The sequence below is a fragment of the Rhizobacter sp. P5_A1 genome (assembly GCF_056400745.1).
Genome location: NZ_JBFUKR010000003.1, coordinates 289,818 through 308,813 on the forward strand (window position 1 = coordinate 289,818; position 18,996 = coordinate 308,813).

The 18,996-nt window shown below is 69.7% G+C and carries 23 protein-coding genes; 11 read left to right on the forward strand and 12 right to left on the reverse strand.

Features of this window, described 5'->3' with window-relative positions; all coding sequences use genetic code 11:
* Nucleotides 1-11 precede the first annotated feature (11 nt).
* Together AC1DTW_RS04890 and AC1DTW_RS04895 are read left to right on the forward strand one after the other, a co-directional pair.
* Nucleotides 12-1,478 (forward strand): RNB domain-containing ribonuclease, encoded by a 1,467-nt coding sequence (locus tag AC1DTW_RS04890; RefSeq protein WP_477979681.1) that lies wholly within the window; start codon nt 12-14, stop codon nt 1,476-1,478.
* 5 nt (nt 1,479-1,483) lie between these two features.
* A complete protein-coding gene (locus tag AC1DTW_RS04895) occupies nt 1,484-2,923 on the forward strand; it encodes a serine hydrolase domain-containing protein (protein WP_477979683.1) in 1,440 nt (479 codons plus the stop codon).
* A gap of 29 nt (nt 2,924-2,952) precedes the next feature.
* Here the strand turns inward: AC1DTW_RS04895 and AC1DTW_RS04900 are convergent, their stop codons facing one another.
* Nucleotides 2,953-3,321 carry an SPW repeat protein gene (locus AC1DTW_RS04900; RefSeq protein WP_477979685.1) on the reverse strand — a complete coding sequence of 123 codons (369 nt, stop codon included), beginning with the start codon at nt 3,319-3,321 and terminating at the stop codon, nt 2,953-2,955.
* Between the two features lie 193 nt (nt 3,322-3,514).
* Here AC1DTW_RS04900 and AC1DTW_RS04905 point away from each other — a divergent pair, with 193 nt between their 5' ends.
* Nucleotides 3,515-3,736, forward strand: coding sequence for a hypothetical protein (locus tag AC1DTW_RS04905; protein ID WP_477979687.1), 222 nt, complete (start codon nt 3,515-3,517; stop codon nt 3,734-3,736).
* A gap of 16 nt (nt 3,737-3,752) precedes the next feature.
* Here AC1DTW_RS04905 and AC1DTW_RS04910 read toward each other — a convergent pair whose 3' ends face one another.
* Nucleotides 3,753-4,580: an alpha/beta fold hydrolase gene (locus AC1DTW_RS04910; protein ID WP_477979689.1), complete on the reverse strand. Its 828-nt coding sequence runs from the start codon at nt 4,578-4,580 to the stop codon at nt 3,753-3,755.
* 162 nt (nt 4,581-4,742) lie between these two features.
* Between AC1DTW_RS04910 and cynS the strand changes: the two genes are divergently transcribed.
* From cynS to AC1DTW_RS04925, 3 genes are all read left to right on the forward strand, one after another.
* Nucleotides 4,743-5,186 (forward strand): cyanase, encoded by a 444-nt coding sequence (gene cynS, locus AC1DTW_RS04915; protein WP_477979691.1) that lies wholly within the window; start codon nt 4,743-4,745, stop codon nt 5,184-5,186.
* Nucleotides 5,187-5,209: 23 nt separating this feature from the next.
* Entirely contained in the window at nt 5,210-5,677 is a 468-nt protein-coding gene (locus tag AC1DTW_RS04920; protein WP_477979693.1) for a nuclear transport factor 2 family protein, read from the forward strand.
* 64 nt (nt 5,678-5,741) lie between these two features.
* Nucleotides 5,742-6,023, forward strand: coding sequence for a hypothetical protein (locus AC1DTW_RS04925; protein ID WP_477979695.1), 282 nt, complete (start codon nt 5,742-5,744; stop codon nt 6,021-6,023).
* A gap of 28 nt (nt 6,024-6,051) precedes the next feature.
* Here AC1DTW_RS04925 and AC1DTW_RS04930 read toward each other — a convergent pair whose 3' ends face one another.
* From AC1DTW_RS04930 to AC1DTW_RS04940, 3 genes are read right to left on the reverse strand one after another with little or no spacing between them, the layout of a single operon-like run.
* Nucleotides 6,052-7,035 (reverse strand): Bug family tripartite tricarboxylate transporter substrate binding protein, encoded by a 984-nt coding sequence (locus AC1DTW_RS04930; protein WP_477979697.1) that lies wholly within the window; start codon nt 7,033-7,035, stop codon nt 6,052-6,054.
* The gene (locus AC1DTW_RS04935; RefSeq protein ID WP_477979699.1) at nt 7,035-7,844 is read right to left on the reverse strand and encodes a phosphate/phosphite/phosphonate ABC transporter substrate-binding protein; all 810 of its coding nucleotides are present in this window, start codon (nt 7,842-7,844) and stop codon (nt 7,035-7,037) included. The genes AC1DTW_RS04930 and AC1DTW_RS04935 overlap by 1 nt, the downstream gene beginning before the upstream one ends.
* A 39-nt stretch (nt 7,845-7,883) precedes the next feature.
* Nucleotides 7,884-8,909 carry an ornithine cyclodeaminase family protein gene (locus AC1DTW_RS04940; RefSeq protein ID WP_477979701.1) on the reverse strand — a complete coding sequence of 342 codons (1,026 nt, stop codon included), beginning with the start codon at nt 8,907-8,909 and terminating at the stop codon, nt 7,884-7,886.
* A 111-nt stretch (nt 8,910-9,020) separates the two neighbouring features.
* Here AC1DTW_RS04940 and AC1DTW_RS04945 point away from each other — a divergent pair, with 111 nt between their 5' ends.
* A complete protein-coding gene (locus AC1DTW_RS04945) occupies nt 9,021-10,709 on the forward strand; it encodes an FAD-dependent oxidoreductase (RefSeq protein WP_477979703.1) in 1,689 nt (562 codons plus the stop codon).
* 41 nt (nt 10,710-10,750) lie between these two features.
* Here the strand turns inward: AC1DTW_RS04945 and AC1DTW_RS04950 are convergent, their stop codons facing one another.
* The gene (locus AC1DTW_RS04950) at nt 10,751-11,674 is read right to left on the reverse strand and encodes a LysR family transcriptional regulator (RefSeq protein WP_477979705.1); all 924 of its coding nucleotides are present in this window, start codon (nt 11,672-11,674) and stop codon (nt 10,751-10,753) included.
* A gap of 139 nt (nt 11,675-11,813) precedes the next feature.
* On the opposite strand from AC1DTW_RS04950, the gene AC1DTW_RS04955 reads away from it, so the two are divergent.
* Genes AC1DTW_RS04955 through AC1DTW_RS04970 form a run of 4 tightly spaced genes read left to right on the forward strand, consistent with a single transcriptional unit; the run spans nt 11,814 to nt 15,275 of the window.
* Complete coding sequence (locus AC1DTW_RS04955; RefSeq protein WP_477979707.1) at nt 11,814-13,184, forward strand: acyclic terpene utilization AtuA family protein; 1,371 nt, start codon at nt 11,814-11,816, stop codon at nt 13,182-13,184.
* Nucleotides 13,181-13,582, forward strand: a complete 402-nt coding sequence (locus AC1DTW_RS04960; protein ID WP_477979709.1) for an AtuA-related protein — start codon at nt 13,181-13,183, stop codon at nt 13,580-13,582. The genes AC1DTW_RS04955 and AC1DTW_RS04960 overlap by 4 nt, the downstream gene beginning before the upstream one ends.
* A complete protein-coding gene (locus tag AC1DTW_RS04965; protein WP_477979711.1) occupies nt 13,579-14,571 on the forward strand; it encodes a Bug family tripartite tricarboxylate transporter substrate binding protein in 993 nt (330 codons plus the stop codon). The genes AC1DTW_RS04960 and AC1DTW_RS04965 overlap by 4 nt, the downstream gene beginning before the upstream one ends.
* Nucleotides 14,572-14,588: 17 nt before the next feature.
* A complete protein-coding gene (locus AC1DTW_RS04970; protein ID WP_477979713.1) occupies nt 14,589-15,275 on the forward strand; it encodes an alpha/beta hydrolase family protein in 687 nt (228 codons plus the stop codon).
* Between the two features lie 101 nt (nt 15,276-15,376).
* On the opposite strand, the gene AC1DTW_RS04975 is transcribed toward AC1DTW_RS04970, so the two are convergent.
* The 6 genes from AC1DTW_RS04975 to AC1DTW_RS05000 all read right to left on the reverse strand — a co-directional run bounded on the left by AC1DTW_RS04975 (nt 15,377) and on the right by AC1DTW_RS05000 (nt 18,866).
* Nucleotides 15,377-15,793 carry a hypothetical protein gene (locus tag AC1DTW_RS04975; protein ID WP_477979715.1) on the reverse strand — a complete coding sequence of 139 codons (417 nt, stop codon included), beginning with the start codon at nt 15,791-15,793 and terminating at the stop codon, nt 15,377-15,379.
* 24 nt (nt 15,794-15,817) lie between these two features.
* On the reverse strand, nt 15,818-16,963 hold the full coding sequence (locus AC1DTW_RS04980) for a ParM/StbA family protein (protein ID WP_477979717.1): 1,146 nt from the start codon (nt 16,961-16,963) through the stop codon (nt 15,818-15,820).
* Between the two features lie 235 nt (nt 16,964-17,198).
* Nucleotides 17,199-17,594, reverse strand: coding sequence for a DUF1801 domain-containing protein (locus AC1DTW_RS04985; RefSeq protein ID WP_477979719.1), 396 nt, complete (start codon nt 17,592-17,594; stop codon nt 17,199-17,201).
* Nucleotides 17,595-17,613: 19 nt separating this feature from the next.
* A complete protein-coding gene (locus AC1DTW_RS04990; RefSeq protein ID WP_477979721.1) occupies nt 17,614-18,021 on the reverse strand; it encodes a VOC family protein in 408 nt (135 codons plus the stop codon).
* Nucleotides 18,018-18,443, reverse strand: coding sequence for a helix-turn-helix transcriptional regulator (locus AC1DTW_RS04995; RefSeq protein ID WP_477979835.1), 426 nt, complete (start codon nt 18,441-18,443; stop codon nt 18,018-18,020). Before AC1DTW_RS04995 ends, AC1DTW_RS04990 begins: the two co-directional genes overlap by 4 nt.
* Before the next feature lie 99 nt (nt 18,444-18,542).
* On the reverse strand, nt 18,543-18,866 hold the full coding sequence (locus AC1DTW_RS05000; RefSeq protein WP_477979723.1) for a hypothetical protein: 324 nt from the start codon (nt 18,864-18,866) through the stop codon (nt 18,543-18,545).
* Between the last annotated feature and the right edge of the window lie 130 nt (nt 18,867-18,996).

Below are 18,996 nucleotides of genomic sequence, written 5' to 3' on the forward strand. Positions count from 1 at the left end.
CCGCATTGCCGATGGACCCTCACGAGCTGCTGAACCTTGCCCGCGACGCGATGCGCCAGCGCGGCCTCGAACCCGAGTTCTCGGCCGCGGCGCAAAGCGAGGCGGCCGCGCTGGTCGAGCCGCTCGCCGCGCCCGCGGAACTGCGCGATCTGCGCGAGCTGCTCTGGTGCTCGATCGACAACGACGATTCGCGCGACCTCGACCAGTTGACCGTCGCGCTGCCCGAGGCCGACGGTGTCCAGCGCATCCTGATCGCGATCGCCGATGTCGACGTGCTGGTGCGCGCCGGTGGCCCGATCGACGCGCACGCGCGCGCCAACACGACCTCGGTCTACACGGCGGCCGGCGTGTTCCCGATGCTGCCGCTGCGGCTCTCGACCGACCTGAGTTCGCTGAACGAAGGCGAGGATCGCGCTGCGCTGGTGATCGAGATCGCGATCGGCGCGGGCCCGGCCCTGAGTCCGGGAGCGAACGCGGCGCCGGTCTGCCGCGCGCTGGTGCGCAACCACGCGAAGCTCGCGTACAACGCCGTCGCCGACTGGCTCGACGGCAAGGCGCCGATCCCGGCGAAGGTCGCGGCCCGGCCCGGCCTCGAGCAGCAGCTGCGCACGCAGGACCGCGCCGGCCGCGCGCTGAAGGAACTGCGCCGCCAGCACGGCGCGCTGAGCCTGTCGACGCCCGAGGCGCGGCCGGTGTTCGGCAGCGACGGCGTGCTGACCGACCTGCGCACCGAAGACGGCAACCGCGCGAAGGAGCTGATCGCCGGCTTCATGATCGCGGCGAACGGCGTCACCGCGCGCTTTCTCGACAGTCGCAACTTTCCTTCGCTGCGCCGCTTCCTGCGCGAGCCGGAACGCTGGCAGCGCATCGCCGAGATCGCCGCGGGCTTCGGCGAGGCGCTGCCGGCCGCGCCGGACCCGATCGCGCTCGACGCCTTCCTGACGCGACGCCGCCTCGCCGCGCCCGAGAAATTCGCCGAGCTCTCGCTGACGATCGTCAAGCTGCTCGGCTCCGGCGAGTACATGCTGTCGCGCCCCGGCCAGCGCGCGCCGGGCCATTTCGGCCTCGCGGTCAACGACTACACGCACTCGACCGCGCCGAACCGCCGCTACCCCGACCTGGTCACGCAGCGCCTGCTGAAGGCCGCGCTGGCCGGCGCAGCGCCGCCGCTCGGCGACGCCGAGCTGACGCAGCTGGCGCAGCACTGCACGCTGCAGGAGGACAACGCGAACAAGGTCGAGCGCCAGGTGCGCAAGTCGGCCGCGGCGCTGCTGCTCGCGCCACGCATCGGGCAGCGCTTCGCGGCCATCGTCACCGGCGCGTCGGCCAAGGGCACCTGGGTGCGGATTTCGAACCCGGTCGCCGAAGGGCGCGTCGTGCAGGGCTTCGAGGGGCTGGACGTCGGCGACCAGCCGCGCGTCGAGCTCGTCGGCGTCGACGCGGCGCGCGGATTCATCGACTTCAGACGCGTGGACTGATGAACATGCCCAACGACAACAAGTGGCTCGCCCCGGCGCTCGACTACATCCCGCGCTTCATCGAGCACCAGATGCGCCTGACCGAGCAACCCGGCTGCGCGATCGCGATCGCGCACTGGGGGAAGCTGGTGCTCGAACAGGCGTTCGGCGCGGCCGATCTCGGCAACGGTGCCGCGTTGACGCCGCGGCATCGCTTCCGGGTCGCGTCGCACTCGAAGAGCTTCACCGCGGCCGGCGTCCTGAAGCTGCGCGAGCAGCGACTGTGCAAGCTCGACGACCGGATCGGCCAGTACCTGCCCGGGCTGCACCCGAAGGTCGCCGTCGCGACCCTCGGTCAGCTGCTCTCGCACACCTCCGGCGTCGTGCGCGACGGCTCCGATGGCGGTCAGTGGAGCGACCGCCGGCCCTTCCTCGACGAGGCCGCGCTGCGCGCCGATCTGGCCGCCGGCCCGGTGATCGAGCCGAACACGCGGCTGAAGTATTCGAATCACGGTTACGGCCTGGTCGGGCTCGCGATCGAGGCGATCACCGGCGAGCGCTACGCCGACTGGATCGCGCGCGAGATCGTCGCCGCGTCGGGGCTGACCGAGACGCTGCCGGACGCGCCGCTCGCGCCGACGGCGCCGTTCGCGCGCGGCCACAGTCCGAAGCTGCCGCTCGGCCGGCGCGTCGTGATCCCGGGCGACAACGCGACCCACGTGCTCGCCGCGGCGACCGGTTTCGTCAGCACGGCCGCCGACCTCGCGCGCTTCTTCGCGAGCCTCGCGCCCGACGCGAGGAAGAGCGTGTTGTCGGTCGACAGCCGGCGCGAGATGTGGCGCCGCCAGTGGCGCGATGCGTATGGCGCGCAGGAGCGCTGGTACGGCCTCGGCACGATCTGCGGCACGCTCGACGACTGGGCCTGGTGCGGCCACACCGGCGGGTTCCAGGGCACGATCACGCGCACGGTCTGTGTGCCGGCGACCGGCCTCACGGTGTCGGTGTTGACGAACGCGGCCGACGGTCCGGCGCACGTCTGGGTCGACGCGGCGCTGCAGATCCTGCGTGCGTATGCGGCCGGGGGGGCGCCGTCGCGCCGCACCCGGCCGTGGTCGGGCCGCTGGTGGAGCCTGTGGGGGCCGGTCGACCTGCTGCCGTTCGAGGCCAAGGTGCTGATCGCCAACCCGGCGCTGCCGAATCCGGTGCTGAACGCGGCCGAGATCGTCGTCGACGGCCCGGGGCAAGGTCACATCGCGCTGGCCGGCGCCTTCGATCGGCAGGGCGAGCCGGCGCGGCTGCTGCGCGATGCGGCCGGCGCGGTCACCGGCGTCTGGCTCGGCGGCACGATGATGCAGACCGAAGCGGCGACGGTGCGCGAGCTGTCGACGAAATATGCGGCCGCACCCGGACCGGCCGCCGCAGCGGCCAAGCCGCGCGCGAAGACGGCGTCAACGCGCTCGCGCTGACGGCCGCCGCGCGGGCTCAGCGCGGTCGCTCAATGCGCCGCGCGATCGCTCGTCCAGCGGCTGCTGTAATCCTTGTCGGTGGCGAGCACCCACAAGGCCAGCACCGTGACGACCACGCCGGCCAGCACGCTGACCCGCATCGCCTGCATGTCGGCACTGAATTTCAGCGCCCACGGCGCGGCGATCAGCCACAGGCCGACCACGGCCTCGGCCCATTCCTCCCAGGCGCGCGGCACGATCATCGCGCCGAGTGCGACGGCGATCAGCACGAGGCCGCCGATCACCGCGTTCGAGGTCGGCGTCGGATTCTGCGAGAAGCTGAGCGCCCAGGGCGACAGAACCAGCGCCACGCCCACCAACGCGTTGATCGGGTCTTGCCAGTGTTTCAGTTGCTTCACGATGGTTACCTCCTGTCGGCATCCAGCGCCGACCCGCGTTCGAGCCTGCGGCGGCCTGCTTGTTCCCCCGGCGTGGCGTCGGCGATGTCCGACGCGGATATCGGGCACCGTCCCATCGATCGCCTGCCAGCGAAACCCTAGGCTTTGGGCTCGCCGATGTGAATGCAAGTTTGTCGTGGAAAGCGAGGCCGCCATGGTTCACACCACCCACTCCGCCCGGATCACCGGGCCCGTCGCCTACCTCTCGACGGGCGGCAAGCGGGCCACCATCCCGCTCGGGCCTTGCCTGGTCGAAGAGCTCGATGGCGAGGTCGTCGACATCGTCTGGGGCCCGAGCGGCGAACGCTCGACGATGATCCCGCTGCAGGCCCTCGAGGCCGCCGAGGAAAGCGGCAGCCTCGTGCTGCTCGATTGATGCGGCGCGGGCGGCCTCAGCCCTGCGACTTGATGAACGCCAGCAGGTCGGGGTTGATCACCTCCGGGTGCGTCGCGCACATGCCGTGCGGCAGCCCCGGATAGACCTTCAGCGTGGCCTTCTTCAGCAGCTTCGCCGAGAGCAGGCCGGAAGCGCCGATCGGCACGATCTGGTCGTCGTCGCCGTGCATGACCAGGGTCGGGACGTCGATCTTCTTCAGGTCTTCGGTGAAGTCGGTCTCCGAGAAGGCCTTGATGCAGTCGTAGTGCGCCTTGATGCCACCCGTCATGCCCTGCAGCCACCAGTGCTGGCGGATGCCCTCGGAGATCTTCGCACCCGGCCGGTTGTAGCCATAGAACGGCAGCGTGATGTCGCGATAGAACTCCGCGCGGTTGTTCGCGACGCCGGCGCGGATGCCGTCGAACACGTCGATCGGCAGGCCGCCCGGGTTGGCCGCCGTCTTCAGCATGATCGGCGGCACCGCGCCGATCAGCACCGCGGCGGCGACGCGCTTCGAGCCGTGCCTTCCGAGGTAGCGCGCCACTTCGCCGCCGCCGGTCGAATGGCCGACGTGGATCGCAGCGCGCAGATCGAGCGCCTCGGTGAGCGCCGCGAGGTCGTCGGCGTAGGTGTCCATCTCGTTGCCGGTCCAGGTCTGGCTCGAGCGGCCGTGGCCGCGGCGGTCGTGCGCGATGACGCGGTAGCCCTGTTGCAGGAAGTACAGCATCTGGCCGTCCCAGTCGTCGGCGGTCAGCGGCCAGCCGTGCGAGAACACGATGGGCTGGCCCTTGCCCCAGTCCTTGTAGAAGATCTGCGTGCCGTCCTGGGTCGCGATGGTGCTCATGGTCTGCTCTCCTTGAGGGTTGGGGTGGGGCGGAATCGCGATGGCGCCGCTCATGCGGCAATCGCGCAAGTTCGGGAAGACAAGCCCTCACCATACCCGCAAGGCATGCCGCTTGCAGGCGGTTCGGCTCGCGCCCGCAACCCTCACCCCAAGGAGAATCGCATGAACCGACTCGAAGTGACCGAGAAGATCGTTGCCACGAAGGTGGCCCAGGGCCTGAAGTGGTCGGATGTGGCCGCGAAGGTCGGCCTCAGCAAGGAGTGGGTCACCGCGGCCTGCCTCGGGCAGATGACGCTCAGCGCCGAACAGGCCGGCATCGTCGGCGAGATCTTCGGCCTCACGCCGGAAGAGAAGCAGTGGCTGATGGTCGTGCCGTACAAGGGCTCGCTGCCCACCAGCGTGCCGACCGACCCGCTGATCTACCGCTTCCACGAACTCGTCAGCGTGTACGGCACGACCTTCAAGGAGTTGATCCACGAAGAGTTCGGCGACGGGATCATGTCGGCGATCGATTTCAAGATGGATCTGCAGCGCGAGCCCGATCTGAAAGGCGACCGCGTCTCGATCACGATGAGCGGCAAGTTCCTGCCGTACAAGACATACTGAGATCTGCCTGATTGGACCTGCCTATGGGAAGCAAACCGCCGTTGCCGCCGTTCACGCCCGAGAGCGCGCGCCAGAAGGTGCGCATGGCCGAAGACGCGTGGAACTCGCGCGACCCGGACCGCGTGGCCCTCGTCTACACCGAGGACACGCGCTGGCGCAACCGCAGCGAGTTCCTGTTCGGCCGCGAGCAGGTGCGCGCCTTCCTGCAGCGCAAGTGGGCCAGGGAACTGGACTACCGGCTCATCAAGGAACTGTGGGCCAGCGAGGGCAACCGCATCGCGGTGCGCTTCGCGTATGAGTGGCACGACGACTCGGGCCAGTGGTTCCGCAGCTACGGCAACGAGAACTGGGAGTTCACCGAGCACGGCCTGATGCGCCGCCGCTTCGCGAGCATCAACGACCTGCCGATCGACGAGGCGGCGCGCGTCTTCCGCTGGCCCCTGGGCCGCCGGCCGGACGATCACCCGGGCCTGAGCGACCTGGACCTGTAGCGCGCCGCGCTGCCCGCGAACCAACCCCGTGTACGGCGATCAGACCGCGAACAGGGGGGCCACGATGAAGTACGAAACCATCGCGTGCGGGCATCGACTGGAGGCCTTCGGCGCGCACAGCGGGTACCGGATCAGGATGTCGACGCTGGCGGACCTGTCGCCCAGGGATCTCGACACCTGGCCGGTGAACGTCTACGTGCGCGGCTCGGAGAGCGAGGAGGAAGTGAAGGTCGATGTGCCGAAGCGGCGGCTCGCCAGTGCGACGGAGGCCTTCGACCACGGCTATGAGTGCGCGGTGATCTGGATCGATGCGCTCGACCACCGGCTGCACGACGATCGGCTGTAGGCCCGCCGCCCGCAGGGCAGCGCGCGGCTCAATCCGCGCTGATCTTTCTCTTGCGGATCACATCGGCCCAGCGCACCGTTTCGTCCCGAATCGTCGCCGCGGCGGCCTGTGGCGTTCCGCCGGCCGGCTCGAGGCCGAGGCCGGTGAACTTCTCCTTGACGTCGGGCCTGGCGAGCATGCGCAGGGTCTGCGCATTGAGCTTGTCGACGATCGCCTTCGGTGTCGCCGCGGGCACCATCAGCGCGTACCAGGACACCGCCTCGAACTGCGGCATGCCTTGCTCGGCGATCGTCGGCACCTCGGGCAACACGGCCGAGCGCTTCAGGCTCGCGACGCCGATCGCGCGCAGCTTGCCCGCCTTCACGAGCGGCAGCACCGACGACATCTGGCCGAACATCATCGTGACCTGCCCGCCGATCACGTCGTTGAGCGCCGGCCCGGTGCCCTTGTACGGCACGTGGATGAACTGCACGTTGCCGTTCAGCGCCAGCAGTTCGCCGGCCAGATGGGCCTGACTGCCCGCGCCGGGCGATGCGAAGCTGAGCGTCCCGGGCTTGTCGGCGGCCAGCGCGAGCAGTTCCTTCAGCGTCTTGATCGGCGACGCTGCATTGACGACCAGCACGTTCTCGACCGTCGCGAGCATCGCGACCGGCTGCAGCTCCGAGGCCTTGTACGGCAGGCTCGCGAACAGCGACGGGTTCACCGCGATGTTGCCGGCCGGCACGATGCCGATCGTGTAGCCGTCCGGCGCGGCCTTGGCGAGGTAGCTGATGCCGATGTTGCCGGCCGCGCCGACGCGGTTGTCGATCACGAACGGCTGGTTCCACACTTCGCCGAAGTCCTGGCCGATCAGGCGTCCCAGCACATCGACCGGTCCACCGGGCGGGAACGGCGCGACCACGTGGACGGCCTTGTCGGGATAGGTCTGGGCGGTGCCGATCGACGGCAGCGACGCGAACACCGCGGCGGCCACGAGGAGCGCGGCCTTCGCCGCAGCAGTCAAACGCTTCATCAGAGATCCTCGAAGGAAGGAATCGGGCGGCGCGCGATCGCATCCAGCATGTCGTAGTCGGAAGCATCCGGCACCGCGAAGCCGCAGAGCAGCAAGCGTGCCCGCAGCGCGGCGAGTTCGTCGGCAGCGCCGGCCTGCCGCAGCGCATCGCGCAAGGCCTGCAGCTGGGCCGCGGAAAGCCGCGCAGTCGCGACCAGCGGCGGGATCGGCATCGCGCCGGTGCTGGCGACGACGCGGACCTTCGCGGCCAGCGCCGGCTCGTGCGCGCGCAGCAGGTCGTGGTAGTAGCTGTCGAGCGGGCCGACGTCGATCGTGCCGGCGGCCAGCGCGTCGATCACGCCGCGCGCGTTGATCAGGTTGCCGACCGCGCGCGCATAGAGCCGCGTGCCGCGTCGCTCGCGATGCGGCGCGAGATGATCGCGGAACGCGACGCCGCCCGACATCGAATCGGCCAGCGTGTAGCCGACCGTTCCACCGAAGGTGTCTTCGAGCCGCTGATGCCGTGACTCGGCGGCCACGACGATGTCGGTGAAGTAGACCGGCCGATGGCCGTAGCGCGCCGGTGACGGGATCGCCGCCGCGACGAGCGTCGGCCGCACGCCGCGCTGGCTGAACGGCAGGCCGCACATCATCGCGAGACCGAGGTCGTCGCGCGCCCACAGCGCGGCGAGCGGCGCGGGCGGGTCGTGGTCGATCACCGGCCAGTCGAGGCCGGCGCGGGCGAGTGCCCACTGCAGCAGCGCGCGCCAGTCCTGCCGCACGGAAGGCGTGGCGGAGTACATGCGCGCGTTGGCGACGGGCGTGGGCATCTCGATCCTCGTGCGGGTTCGCGGCGCGTTCGACGCGCCCTAGCGGAAGCGCAGCGTCTGGCCGAGGCCCAGCGCCTGTGCCTTGTCGAGCATCGCGCAGCCGAGCGCGATGTCGGACAGCGACAGCCCGCGGTGCCAGAACAGGTTGGTCTCGTCGTCGCTCTCGCGGCCCGGCTTCAGCCCCGCGACGATCTGCCCGAGCTCCGCGTGCAGCGTCTTTTCCGACAGCCGGCCGCTGTCGACATGCGCGCGCAGCGCGCCGAACGGGCCGGCCTTCGCCTGGCCCCAGTCGTCCATCACCATCTTGTCCATGATGTCGGTGAGCGAGAGCTCGACCGCGCTCATCGTGCCGTAGGGGATGACGCAGGCGCCCTTCTTGATCCACGCGGTCTTCAGCATCGGCTCGGGCTTCTCCAGGCGCGAGGCCTCGACCACGATGTCGGCGCCGCGCACGCACGATTCCCAGTCGTCGGTCACGGTGATCGCGAGGCCCAGATCGTGTTCGAGCTTCGCGGCGAACGCATCGCGGCTTTCCTTGCGCCGCGAATGCACGCGGATCTCGTCGAAGCGGAAGATCGAGTGCAGCAGCCGCACGTTCCAGTAGGCGGTGCCGCGCGCACCGATGTGGGCGAGGATCTTCGAGTCCCTGCGCGCCAGGTGCTTGGCGCCGATCGCGGTGATCGCGCCGGTGCGCATGTCGGTGATGTCGGAGGCGTCGATGATCGCGACCGGCACGCCGGTCTTCGGATCGAACAGGTTCAGGATCGCGAGTTCCGACGGCAGGCCGATCTCGTAGTTGCGGTAGAAGTCACCGACGACCTTGACGCCCGCCACGCCGGCCGGCCCGCCCATCGAGCGGATGTAGCCGCGCAGCACGTTGAAGTGGCCCGGATAGTCCTTCTCGGGCACCAGGTGCATGCGCGGCTCGATCGTCGTTTGCCCGCGTCCCTGCGCCAGCAGACCCTGCTCGACGGCCGCGATGATCTCGGCGTCGGTCATCGCGAGCGCCTGCACATCGGGATGGTTCAGGTAGTGAAGCTTGATTTCTGCAGCGGCGTCTGACATCGGGGTCGGTGCTCGTCGAAAAGCGCGTGGTTCGGTCACGCATGATGCCGCGCCGATGCAGGACGCGCTCGTCTGGCGTCTAATCCGCCAACGCCCAGATCGGAGTTTTCGATGGCCGACGATGCACCGAGCGAGCTCCTGTCTCGCCGCCACCAGATGTTCCCCGTGCTGACCGAGGCCGAGATGGCGCGGATGCAGCGCTTCGGCACAGCGCAGAAGCACCCGGGCGGCACGCGCCTGGTGACCGCCGGCGAGCCCGGCCCGGGCATGTTCGTGGTGCTCGACGGCATTGTGGCCGTGACGCAGCGCGACGGCATGGGCCATGTCACGCCGATCGTGCAGCACCGTCGAGGCCATTTCATGGGCGAGGTCGGCTCGTTGTCGGGCCGGCCGGCGCTGGTCGACGGCATCGCGGTCGACGACGTCGAGGTGCTGCTGCTTCGCCCCGGCGAACTGCGCGCGCTGATCATCGCCGAGGCCGATCTCGGCGAGCGCCTGGTTCGCGCGCTGATCCTGCGGCGCGTCGCGCTGATCGAGTCCGGCGCCAGCGGGCCGGTGCTGATCGGCCAGCCCGGCTCCGCCGACGTGCTGCGGCTGCAGAACTTCCTGCGCCGCAACGGCGAGCCGTACCACGTCATCGATGCGGGTCAGGACACCTGCGCCGCGGCGCTGATGGAGCAATACGGCGCGGCCGCCGGCGAACCGCTGGTCGTGTGCCCCGACGGCGAGGTTCTGCTGAACCCGGCCGACAACGTGCTGGCGCGCTGCATCGGCATGGTCGACACGGTGGATCACGACGAGCTGTTCGACGTCGCCGTGGTCGGGGCCGGCCCCGCGGGGCTGTCGACGGCCGTCTATGCGGCCTCGGAAGGGCTGCGCGTCGTCGTGCTCGATTGCCGCGCGTACGGCGGCCAGGCGGGCGCGAGTGCGCGCATCGAGAATTACCTCGGCTTTCCGACCGGCATCTCCGGCGGTGCGCTCGCGGGCCGCGCCTATGTGCAGGCGCAGAAGTTCGGCGCCGAGCTGCTGATCCCGGCCGAGGCGCAATCACTGGACTGCGCGCGCACCGGACCCGACCGCGAACTGATCGTTCGCCTCACCGATGGCCGGCGCCTGCGCGCTCGCACCGTCGTGATTGCCAGCGGTGCACGCTATCGCCGCCCCGACGTGCCGCGGCTGAGCGAGTTCGAAGGGCGCGGCATCTGGTACTGGGCCTCGGCGCTCGAGGCGACGATGTGCGCGCGGACCGAGGTGGTGCTGGTCGGCGGCGGCAACTCTGCCGGGCAGGCGGCGGTGTTCCTGTCGCAGCACGCGTCGAAGGTCCACATGCTGGTGCGCGGGCCGAGCCTCGCGGCGAGCATGTCGCGCTACCTGATCGACCGCATCGAGGCCACGTCGAACATCGAGCTGAGGCCGCAGACCGAGATCACCCGCTTGCATGGCGACCTTGCGGCAGGCGGGCTGACGGCGGTGACCTGGCGCGACCATCGCGCCGGCATCGATGACGAAAGGCCGCTGCGCAACGTCTTCCTGTTCGTCGGCGCCGATCCCGAAACGCGCTGGCTGACGGGCTGCACGGTGCAGGTCGATGCGCACGGCTTCGTGCGCACCGGGACCGCGCTGGGCGCGCCGCGCGATGGTTACGTGCCGGCGGCGCTGGAGTCCAGCATCCCGGGCGTGTTCGCGGTCGGCGATGTGCGTTCGGCGTCGGTCAAGCGCGTCGGCGGTGCGATCGGCGAAGGCGCTGCGGCGGTGGCGCAGATCCACCAGTACCTGGCGGCACCGCACATGGTCGCGTGAGCGGCGTCGCGGCCTTTCGACCGATGCTCGGTCAGCGTCTTTCAACCCGAGCGGATGGCCCTGCGCTTCGCCCGGGGCGCCGGCGGAGACGCGACGACCTCTTCGTAAAGCGCCCGCGCGGCGGTCGACAGCGGGCGGTCGCGGCGCTGCACGATGAAGATCTGGCGCTGGAGCCCAGGCGCATCCAGCGTCTTGGTCGCGAGCTCGGGCGCATCGAAGTGGAACAAGGTCAGCGTCGGCACGACGCTCAGGCCGAGCCCGGCCTTCACCATGCCGGCGACCGTGCTGAGCTGGTCGAGCTCCATCACGGTTCGCAGCCGGGTCGGATAGATCGCCGCTTCGAGGTACTGCCGCACGCTGCTCGAGCGCGCCAGTTGCACGATCGGGTAGGGCGCCAGGTCGGGCAGCTTCAGGCGACGCTTGGTGGCGAGCGGATGATCGTGCCGGCAGACGACATGGAAGTCGTCGGTGCAGAACGGTTCGGCCTTCAGTTCCGCGGAGTCGGCACGCGTCGAAGCCAACGCGAAGTCCGCGCTGCCAGCCCGCACGCGCTGGATGCAGGCATCGGAAAGTACGTCGGCGACGTCGAGTTCGATGCCGGGGTATCTGGCGTGGAAGCGTGCCAGCACCGCCGGCAACCACCCCGCCGCCAATGAAGGCAGCACCGCCACCGAGGCGCGGCCGCGGCGCCGCGCGGCATGGTCGTGCATGTCCTTCAGCGCGCGTTCGGCGTCGATCAGCAGCCGGCGCGCGGAATCGATGAACACGCGGCCCTCGGCCGTGAGCTCCACGCTGCGTGTCGTGCGGTCGAACAGGCGCGCCCCGACCGCGCTCTCGAGGCTGCGGATCAGCGCCGAGAAGGCCGGCTGCGAAAGGTGGCTCAGGCGCGCGGCCCGCGTGAAGCTGCGCTGCTCGGCCACGTTGACGAAAGCCTCGAGTTGGCGGGTGGACACGTTGCTCGTCATGCCGTGAATGTAGGGCAAGCCCGCCGATGAACGCGGGAGATTGATCCGCATTCCAACTCAATCGATCTGAAGAATCGAATTCACAAGCGGGCGCCGTGCCCCTACATTGCGGCGCATACCAACGACCCGACGGAGATCGATGAACAACCAGGGCGTGTTGCGCGTGGGCTGTGCTGCCGGGTTCTCCGGCGACCGCACCGATGCCGCGCGTCCGGTCGTCGATGCGCTGATCGCGTCGGGTGGCCCGTCGGTGCTGATCTTCGAGACGCTGGCCGAGCGCACGCTGGCCCTGGCGCAGATCGCGCGCCGGGCGAATCCGGAACTCGGCTACGAGCCGCTGCTCGACGAGATGCTGCGGCCGGTGCTCGGCGACTGTCTCGCGCACGGGATCCGCATCGTCAGCAATTTCGGCGCGGCCAATCCGCAGGGTGCGGCGCGGCGGATCGCGGCGCTGGCGCGTGAGCTCGGTCTCGCGGCGCCGCGCATCGCGGTGGTCAGCGGAGACGACGTGTCCGGCGCCAGGCACCGAGACGCCTTGACCGGCGGCTTGCAAGGCGCGCTCGCCGGTCGCGAACTCGTCAGCGCGAATGCCTATGTCGGGGCCGAACCGATCGCCGCCGCGCTGGTCGCGGGTGCGCAGATCGTCGTCTGCGGGCGGGTCGCCGATCCGTCGTTGACGGTCGGCCCGGCGATCGCGCATTTCGGCTGGGCGCCGGACGACTGGGCGCGCCTGGCCGGCGCGACGATGGCGGGGCACCTGCTGGAATGCGGCGCGCAGGTCACCGGCGGCTATTACGCCGATCCGGGACTCAAGGACGTGGCCGGCCTCGCCCGACTCGGCTACCCGATCGCCGAGATCGACGCGAACGGCGAGTGCGTGATCACGAAGCCGGCGGGCAGCGGCGGGCGCATCGACGAACACATCGTCAAGGAGCAGCTGCTGTACGAGGTGCACGACCCGGCGGCCTATGTCACGCCGGATGTCGTGGCCGATCTGAGCCATGCGCAGGTCGAGCCAGTGGGCAACGACCGGGTGCGCCTGCGCGGCGTGCGCGGCCATCCGCGCACCGAATCGCTGAAGGTCAACGCGTGCTTCGCGTCGGGCTGGCTTGCGGAGGGCGAGATCTCGTATGCGGGGCCGCGCGCCGAAGCGCGTGCGCGGCTGGCCGCCGAGATCATCCGCGAACGCCTCGCCGGCAGCGGGCCGTTGCGTGTCGACCTGATCGGGGTTGCCAGCGTCATGGCCGACGATGCCGGGCATTGGCTCGCGGCGCGCGCCGATTCCGGCGCCACCGATGTGCGGCTGCGCATCGCATGGCGGCACACCGAGCGCGCGCAGGCCGAGCGCCTGGCACGCGAGATCGTCGCGCTGTACACCTGCGGGCCGGCCGGCGGCGGCGGCGTCCGCACCTCGCTCAGGCCGACGCTCGGCACGCTGTCGTTCCTGATGCCGCGGCATCTGGTCGCGGCACGCTTCGATTTCGCCGATGCGCAACAGGGGACTTCATGAGCAGCAGCAGCACCGAACCGCTCTGGCGCGCGGCCCACGCCCGCACCGGCGACAAGGGCAATCGCTCGAACATCAGCGTGATCGCGTGGAACCCGGCCTTGTACCCGCTGCTCGTCGCGCAGATCACCGAGCGTGCCGTCGCGCAGCGCTTCGCGCACCGGCGGCCGACGCGCGTCCAGCGCTTCCTGCTGCCCTCGCTGCATGCGATGAACTTCGTGCTCGACGAGGTTCTCGACGGCGGCGTCAACGACTCGTTGAACCTCGACAGCCACGGCAAGGCCTTGTCCTTCCTGCTGCTGGACATGCCGCTCGAGGTGCCGGCCGACTTGCAGAATCACCTCGCCGGCACGCCCGCCACGACAAGCTTCAGACCCAACCCGGAGACAAACTCGAAATGACCCGTTCGCTCACACCGCAACGACACCGCACCCTGCTCGGCACAGCGGCCCTGGTGCTCGCCGCCGCGCTGCCGGCCAGCGCCGCCGCGCAGGCCGCCTATCCGTCGAAGCCGATCACGTTCATCGTGCCGTTCGCGGCCGGCAGCGCCACCGACCAGCTCGCACGCGCGCTGGGCCAGTCGGTCACCGAGCAGACGAAGCAGGCGGTCGTCGTCGACAACAAGGCCGGCGCCAGCGGCATGCTGGCCGCGCAGTCGGCGGCCCGGGCCGCGGCGGACGGCTACACCGTGCTGATCACCAGCAACACGACGCACGCGGCCAACGAGCACCTCTACAAGAAGATGCCCTACGATCCGGTGAAGGATTTCGCGCCCGTCACCGGCCTGGGCAAGGGCGGCCAGATCCTCGTCGTCAACGCAAACTCGCCGTACAAGAGCGTGTCGGACCTGTTGGCGGCCGCGCACAAGAGCCCCGGCAAGCTGAGCTTCGGCAGCGGCAGCTCGTCGAGCCGGGTCGCCGGCGAGATGCTCAAGCAGCTCGCGGGTGTCGACATCCTGCATGTACCCTACAAGAGCAATCCGCTCGCGATCACCGACCTGCTGGGCAGCCAGATCGACCTGATGATCACCGACACCTCGACCGGGATGCCGCAAGTAAAGGCCGGCAAGTTGCGCGCGCTGGGCTACTCGACGCAAAAGCGCAGCGTGCAGCTGCCCGACGTGCCGACCATCGCCGAAGCCGGCGTCAAGGGCTACGACATGGGCTACTGGTTTGCTGCCTACGTCCCGGCCGGAACGCCGCCGGCCGTCGTCGCGCGGCTCAACGAGTTGCTCGTCCATGGCGTCAGGAGCGCGGCGGCGAAGTCCTTCTTCGACACCGCAGGCTCCGAAGCGTGGACGACCACGCCGGATGAACTCGCGCGCTTCCAGGTCGCCGAGACCCTGAAGTGGGGCAAGGTCATCAAGGCCGCGGGTATCGAGCCCGAGTAGCGGCGAGCGATTGTCCGATGGCTGCGTCGCTGCATCCGATCACGGTTCCGATCGCGGACGCAAGCGCCGTGTCCGGATGGTTCTGCCTTCCCGAGCACCCGCGAGCTTGCCTCGTCCTCGCGCACGGCGCGGGCGCCGGCATGGACCATCCGTTCATGGCGGCCATGGCCGAGGGGCTCGCGAGGCGCGCCGTGGCCACGCTGCGCTTCCAGTTCCCGTTCATCGAGCGTGGCTCGAAGCGACCCGATGCGCCGCCGGTCGCGCGCGCGGCCGTGCGCGCCGCCGTCGCGGAAGCCCGCCGCCGGCTGCCGGATGTGCCGCTCTTCGCCGGCGGCAAGTCGTTCGGCGGCCGCATGAGCTCGCAGGCGCAGGCCGAGGCGCCGCTCGAAGGCGTTCGCGGCCTCGTGTTCCTGGGCTTTCCGCTGCATCCGGCCGGCAAGCCCTCGCAGGAACGCGCGGCGCATCTGCGCGAGGTCGGTTGCCCGATGCTGTTCCTGCAGGGCACGCGCGACGACCTCGCCGATCTGACGCTGCTGCAGGAGGTCTTGACGCCGCTTGCTGACCGCGTCACGTTGAAGGTCATCGACGACGCGGACCACGCGTTCCATGTCCGCGCGCGCAGCGGCCAGACCGATGCCGAGGTCCGCGAGGCGATGATCGAAACGATGGCGACCTGGTTCGATCAGGCCTGCTCCGGCAGCTGAGCGAGGAGCTTGTCGACGACGACATCGGATCGGTCTCGTCGAGGAAGACCTCCTGGTGACTTCATGCGGATTCTGACCGCTCGGCGCGTCGGAGCAGCGCTTCATTCGTTCTTGAACAGACCTCGTTCCTTCATGCGCTTCAGGCGCGAACGGTGTGCCTTCTGGCGCGCCTCCGGCAAGTCGTGGACCGGGTCGTTCGCGCCGATACGGCTGCCGTCTGCGGCGCCCGGGAGCGCGACGGCCGGGTTCGGGCCGGCGAAGTCGGTCGGGTTGACCACGTCGGTCAGCACCGGAAGGTGGCGCGGCGGCGCCGGCACCGCCGACGCCACCGCGCCGGGCAGGGACTCGATGATGTCGGCCTGGGCTCGCAGACGAGTTCGTTCCCAGATCAGCCCGATCGCGGCCAACTGGCGCAGCCGTTCTTCGCGCGACACGCTGCTGCCGATCGACGCCAGCAGGTCATGGAGCTCCGGGTACACCTCGCCGTCGATGTCGACCTGCAGCTGAAGCACGGCCATGGTTCTCGCGGGCGCGGAGCTTTGTCAGGCCGGCGCCGATTCCTCCGCGACCGCCTCGCCGATCATCTGGAAGCCGCGCACATTCGCCGACATCGGCTCCGGCATGATGAACACCGGGATCGCCGGGAAGCGCTTCGCGAGCACGTCGCGATAGCGTTCGGGGTGACCGCCCACCAGCACCATCAGGTCGATGATCTCGTGTGCGTCGCGCAGGCCGTCGACCATCCGGTTGATGCAGTCCTCGACGACCGTCATGATGACCGGCTCGAAGTGCTGCAGGTCGTGCGCGACGCCGGCCAGCTTCACCGGGCTGCTGCCGCGCAACGCATCGTTGATGCGCGGCATCACCGCCGGCCCGAGCGGTCGGCCGACCTCGGCGACCAGCGATTCGAGCACCGAGCGCACGACGCGGTGCCGGCCGGCGTCCGAGGCCGCGCCGCTGGCGCGCGGGTTGATGCTGCCCTGCTGGATCAGGAGCCAGTCGAGCGTGTGCTCGCCCGGGTCGATCATCAGCACCGAGAGATCGTCGAGCGCTTCGCCGCTCGCCAGCGGCTTCAGCGCGCCAGGCGTTTTCGCGATCACGTCGTTGAGCGGTTCGAGGTGGTCGTCGAGCGCAGCGTAGCCACCCATTGGCTGCGCCTGCACCAGCACCTTGCGCACCGTGACCTTCTTGCCGTCGCCGACCGGGATCTCGCCTTCGTAGTGCGAGCGCAGGAAGTCGCGGCGCTTGCTGTCGTTGTACTGGTTGACCGGCAGGCCGAGCACGAGCACATCGATCACCGGGTCGCCCGCTTCGAGCATGTAGCGAAGCGCGCCCTTCGTCAGGGCCTCATAGATCGCGCCGCGGTAGAACTCGTCGGTCACGTCGCGGCCGAAGCTGCCGCCGGCCTGCGCCAGCCCGACATCGCGGCCGACTTCGTAGCTCGCGTCGCCGACCGGAACGTCGAAGGTATCGCGCTTGCGCGTGCCCAGCGTGCGCACGGCGCTCGCGTCGGCGGGGATGGCCATCGAGGGGAAGTTGATGAAGTCGATGCCGCTCGCCTTGCGCAGGCTGAGCTTGACGAGGCCGAAGCCGACGTCGATGGCGCGCACCACCGGCGCCTTCGACGTCGAGGCCGGTGCCGCATCGGAATTCACTTCGCGCAGTTTCGATGTGGAAGCCGTGGACATGGAGGTTCTCCGATTGGGATCTGGTTTTCGCGATGAAGCAGCCATTGGTGAATCGTATGAAGTGCGGCGCCCACCGGCGGCGCCGGGACGCTGCAGAAAGAGCGGGTTGGAAACACCGAAGCAACTGGCGCAACGCCAGGTTCGGGCCGCTAGTTTGCCCGCGCGCGGGGCTCCTGACTGTGTGCAAGCGTACGCGGCGGCACGATGCCCTCCCGGGCGCGTGCTGGCTAGCAGACTAGCGGCGAGCCGAAGACTTGTTCGCTGCCGCCGCCGCCTGGACGAGGGCCTTCAGGCCCTTCACGTCGAGCTTCTCGCCCTCACGGAAGTCGATCGCGCGCCTGACGTTGCCTTCGAGACTGGAATTGAAGAGGCCCGAAGGGTCGGGCAGCGCGGCGCCCTTGGCGAAGGTCATCTTCACGGCCTTCTTGTAGGTCTCGCCGGTGCAGATGATGCCGTGCTGCGACCAGACGGGTGTTCGCCACTTCCACTCCTCGACCACGTCGGGGATGGCCTCCTTGATCAGGGCGCGCAGCCGGGCCAGCATCTCGCCCCGCCAGTCGCCCAGCGCGTCGATCTTCGCGTCGATCAGTTCGGAGGGCGACTCGGCGCTCTTCGACGGGTCCTTGTTCATGTCCATCTGCCCCACGGCCTCAGCGGCGCGCCTCGATCATCTTCCACCCGTTCCCCGACGGGTCGCGGAAGCCGGCGTCCACGGTACCGTAGCGGTCCACGGGCTCCTGCGTGAACTCGACGCCGCGGGCGCGCAGCCGGTCGTGGGCGGCGCGGCAATCGTCCACGACCAGCACGAGCGGCGGCATCGCGCCTTTGGCCACGATCTCGCGCAGCGTCTGCGCCGTTGCGGGGTCGAGCACCGGCGGCCCCGGGGTGAACAGGCCGAGCTGGAACGACGGCTGTTCCGGGTGCTGCACCGTGAGCCAGCGATAGTCGCCGTTGCGCACATCCGTGTGGACGTGGAACCCGAGTTTCTCGACGTAGAACGCGAGCGCTTCGTCCTGATCCTGCACGTACAGACCGACCACTTCGACACCCTGGCTCATGGGACCTCCTTTTGTTCGGAGCCGTTTATACCGCCGGCCACCCGGCGCCGCTTCTCCGAAACTGCTGTCGTGAGGTCGGGCCGGTGGGCGGCGCTGACGATGCAGGCGGGGACGCGGCCGAGATCGTGCGCCGCGATCCTCCCGCGCGCCCGGATCGCGCCCGGGCTCGCGCCGGTGATGTCGCGGAAGGTGCGCCCGAACGTGCCCAGGCTGCCCCATCCCGTGCGGAAGGCGATCTCGGTGATGGCCAGCTCGGTGTCGCGCAACAGCGCCGTCGCCCGCTCGATGCGCCGCGTGAGCAGGTACCGGTGCGGCGGGACGCCGAAGGCCTGCTTGAACGAGCGCGCGAAGTGGGCCTCGGAAACGCCGCTCACGCGCGCCAGGCGCCGGACGGGCCAGGCCTCGTGCGAGGCGGCGTCCATCCGGTCCTTCGCGCGCAGCAGGCGGCGCACCAGCGCGGGGTCCTGGCCGGGAGGACCTCCGCTCACGGCGCCTCGGGGCGAGGCGGGGAAGTTCTCAGACTACTTCCATTCCCAGAGCTGGCCCTTCGTGTTGCCCTGCGCATCGACCTCGTATTCGAAGAGGCCCGCGATGCCGTTCAGCTTCGCCCAGGGCGGCGATGCACTCTGGTAGTAGCACGCGCCGCGGTAGCTGATCGAGCCGTCTTTCTTCATCGTGCCGACGCCCTGGCCGGTCCAGGTGGCAGCCTCGCCGCCCTTGCCCATCAGGATGCCCTGGCCTTCGCCGTACAGCGTGCCATCGGGGCGCATCGTGGCCACGTAGGTGCCCGTGTCGGTGGCCTGCACACCGTAGATCGAGCCGCTGGCCTGGAACGAGGTTTCCATCCGCGGCGCTCCGTGGGCGGTCGGGAGCACTCGTTGCGACGTGACCCTGCCGATGTCTTCGCCTATCCGTTCGCCCAACATGTGATGCTCCTTTCCAACCCGCGCGGGTTGCCTGCTGCTTCCGACAACG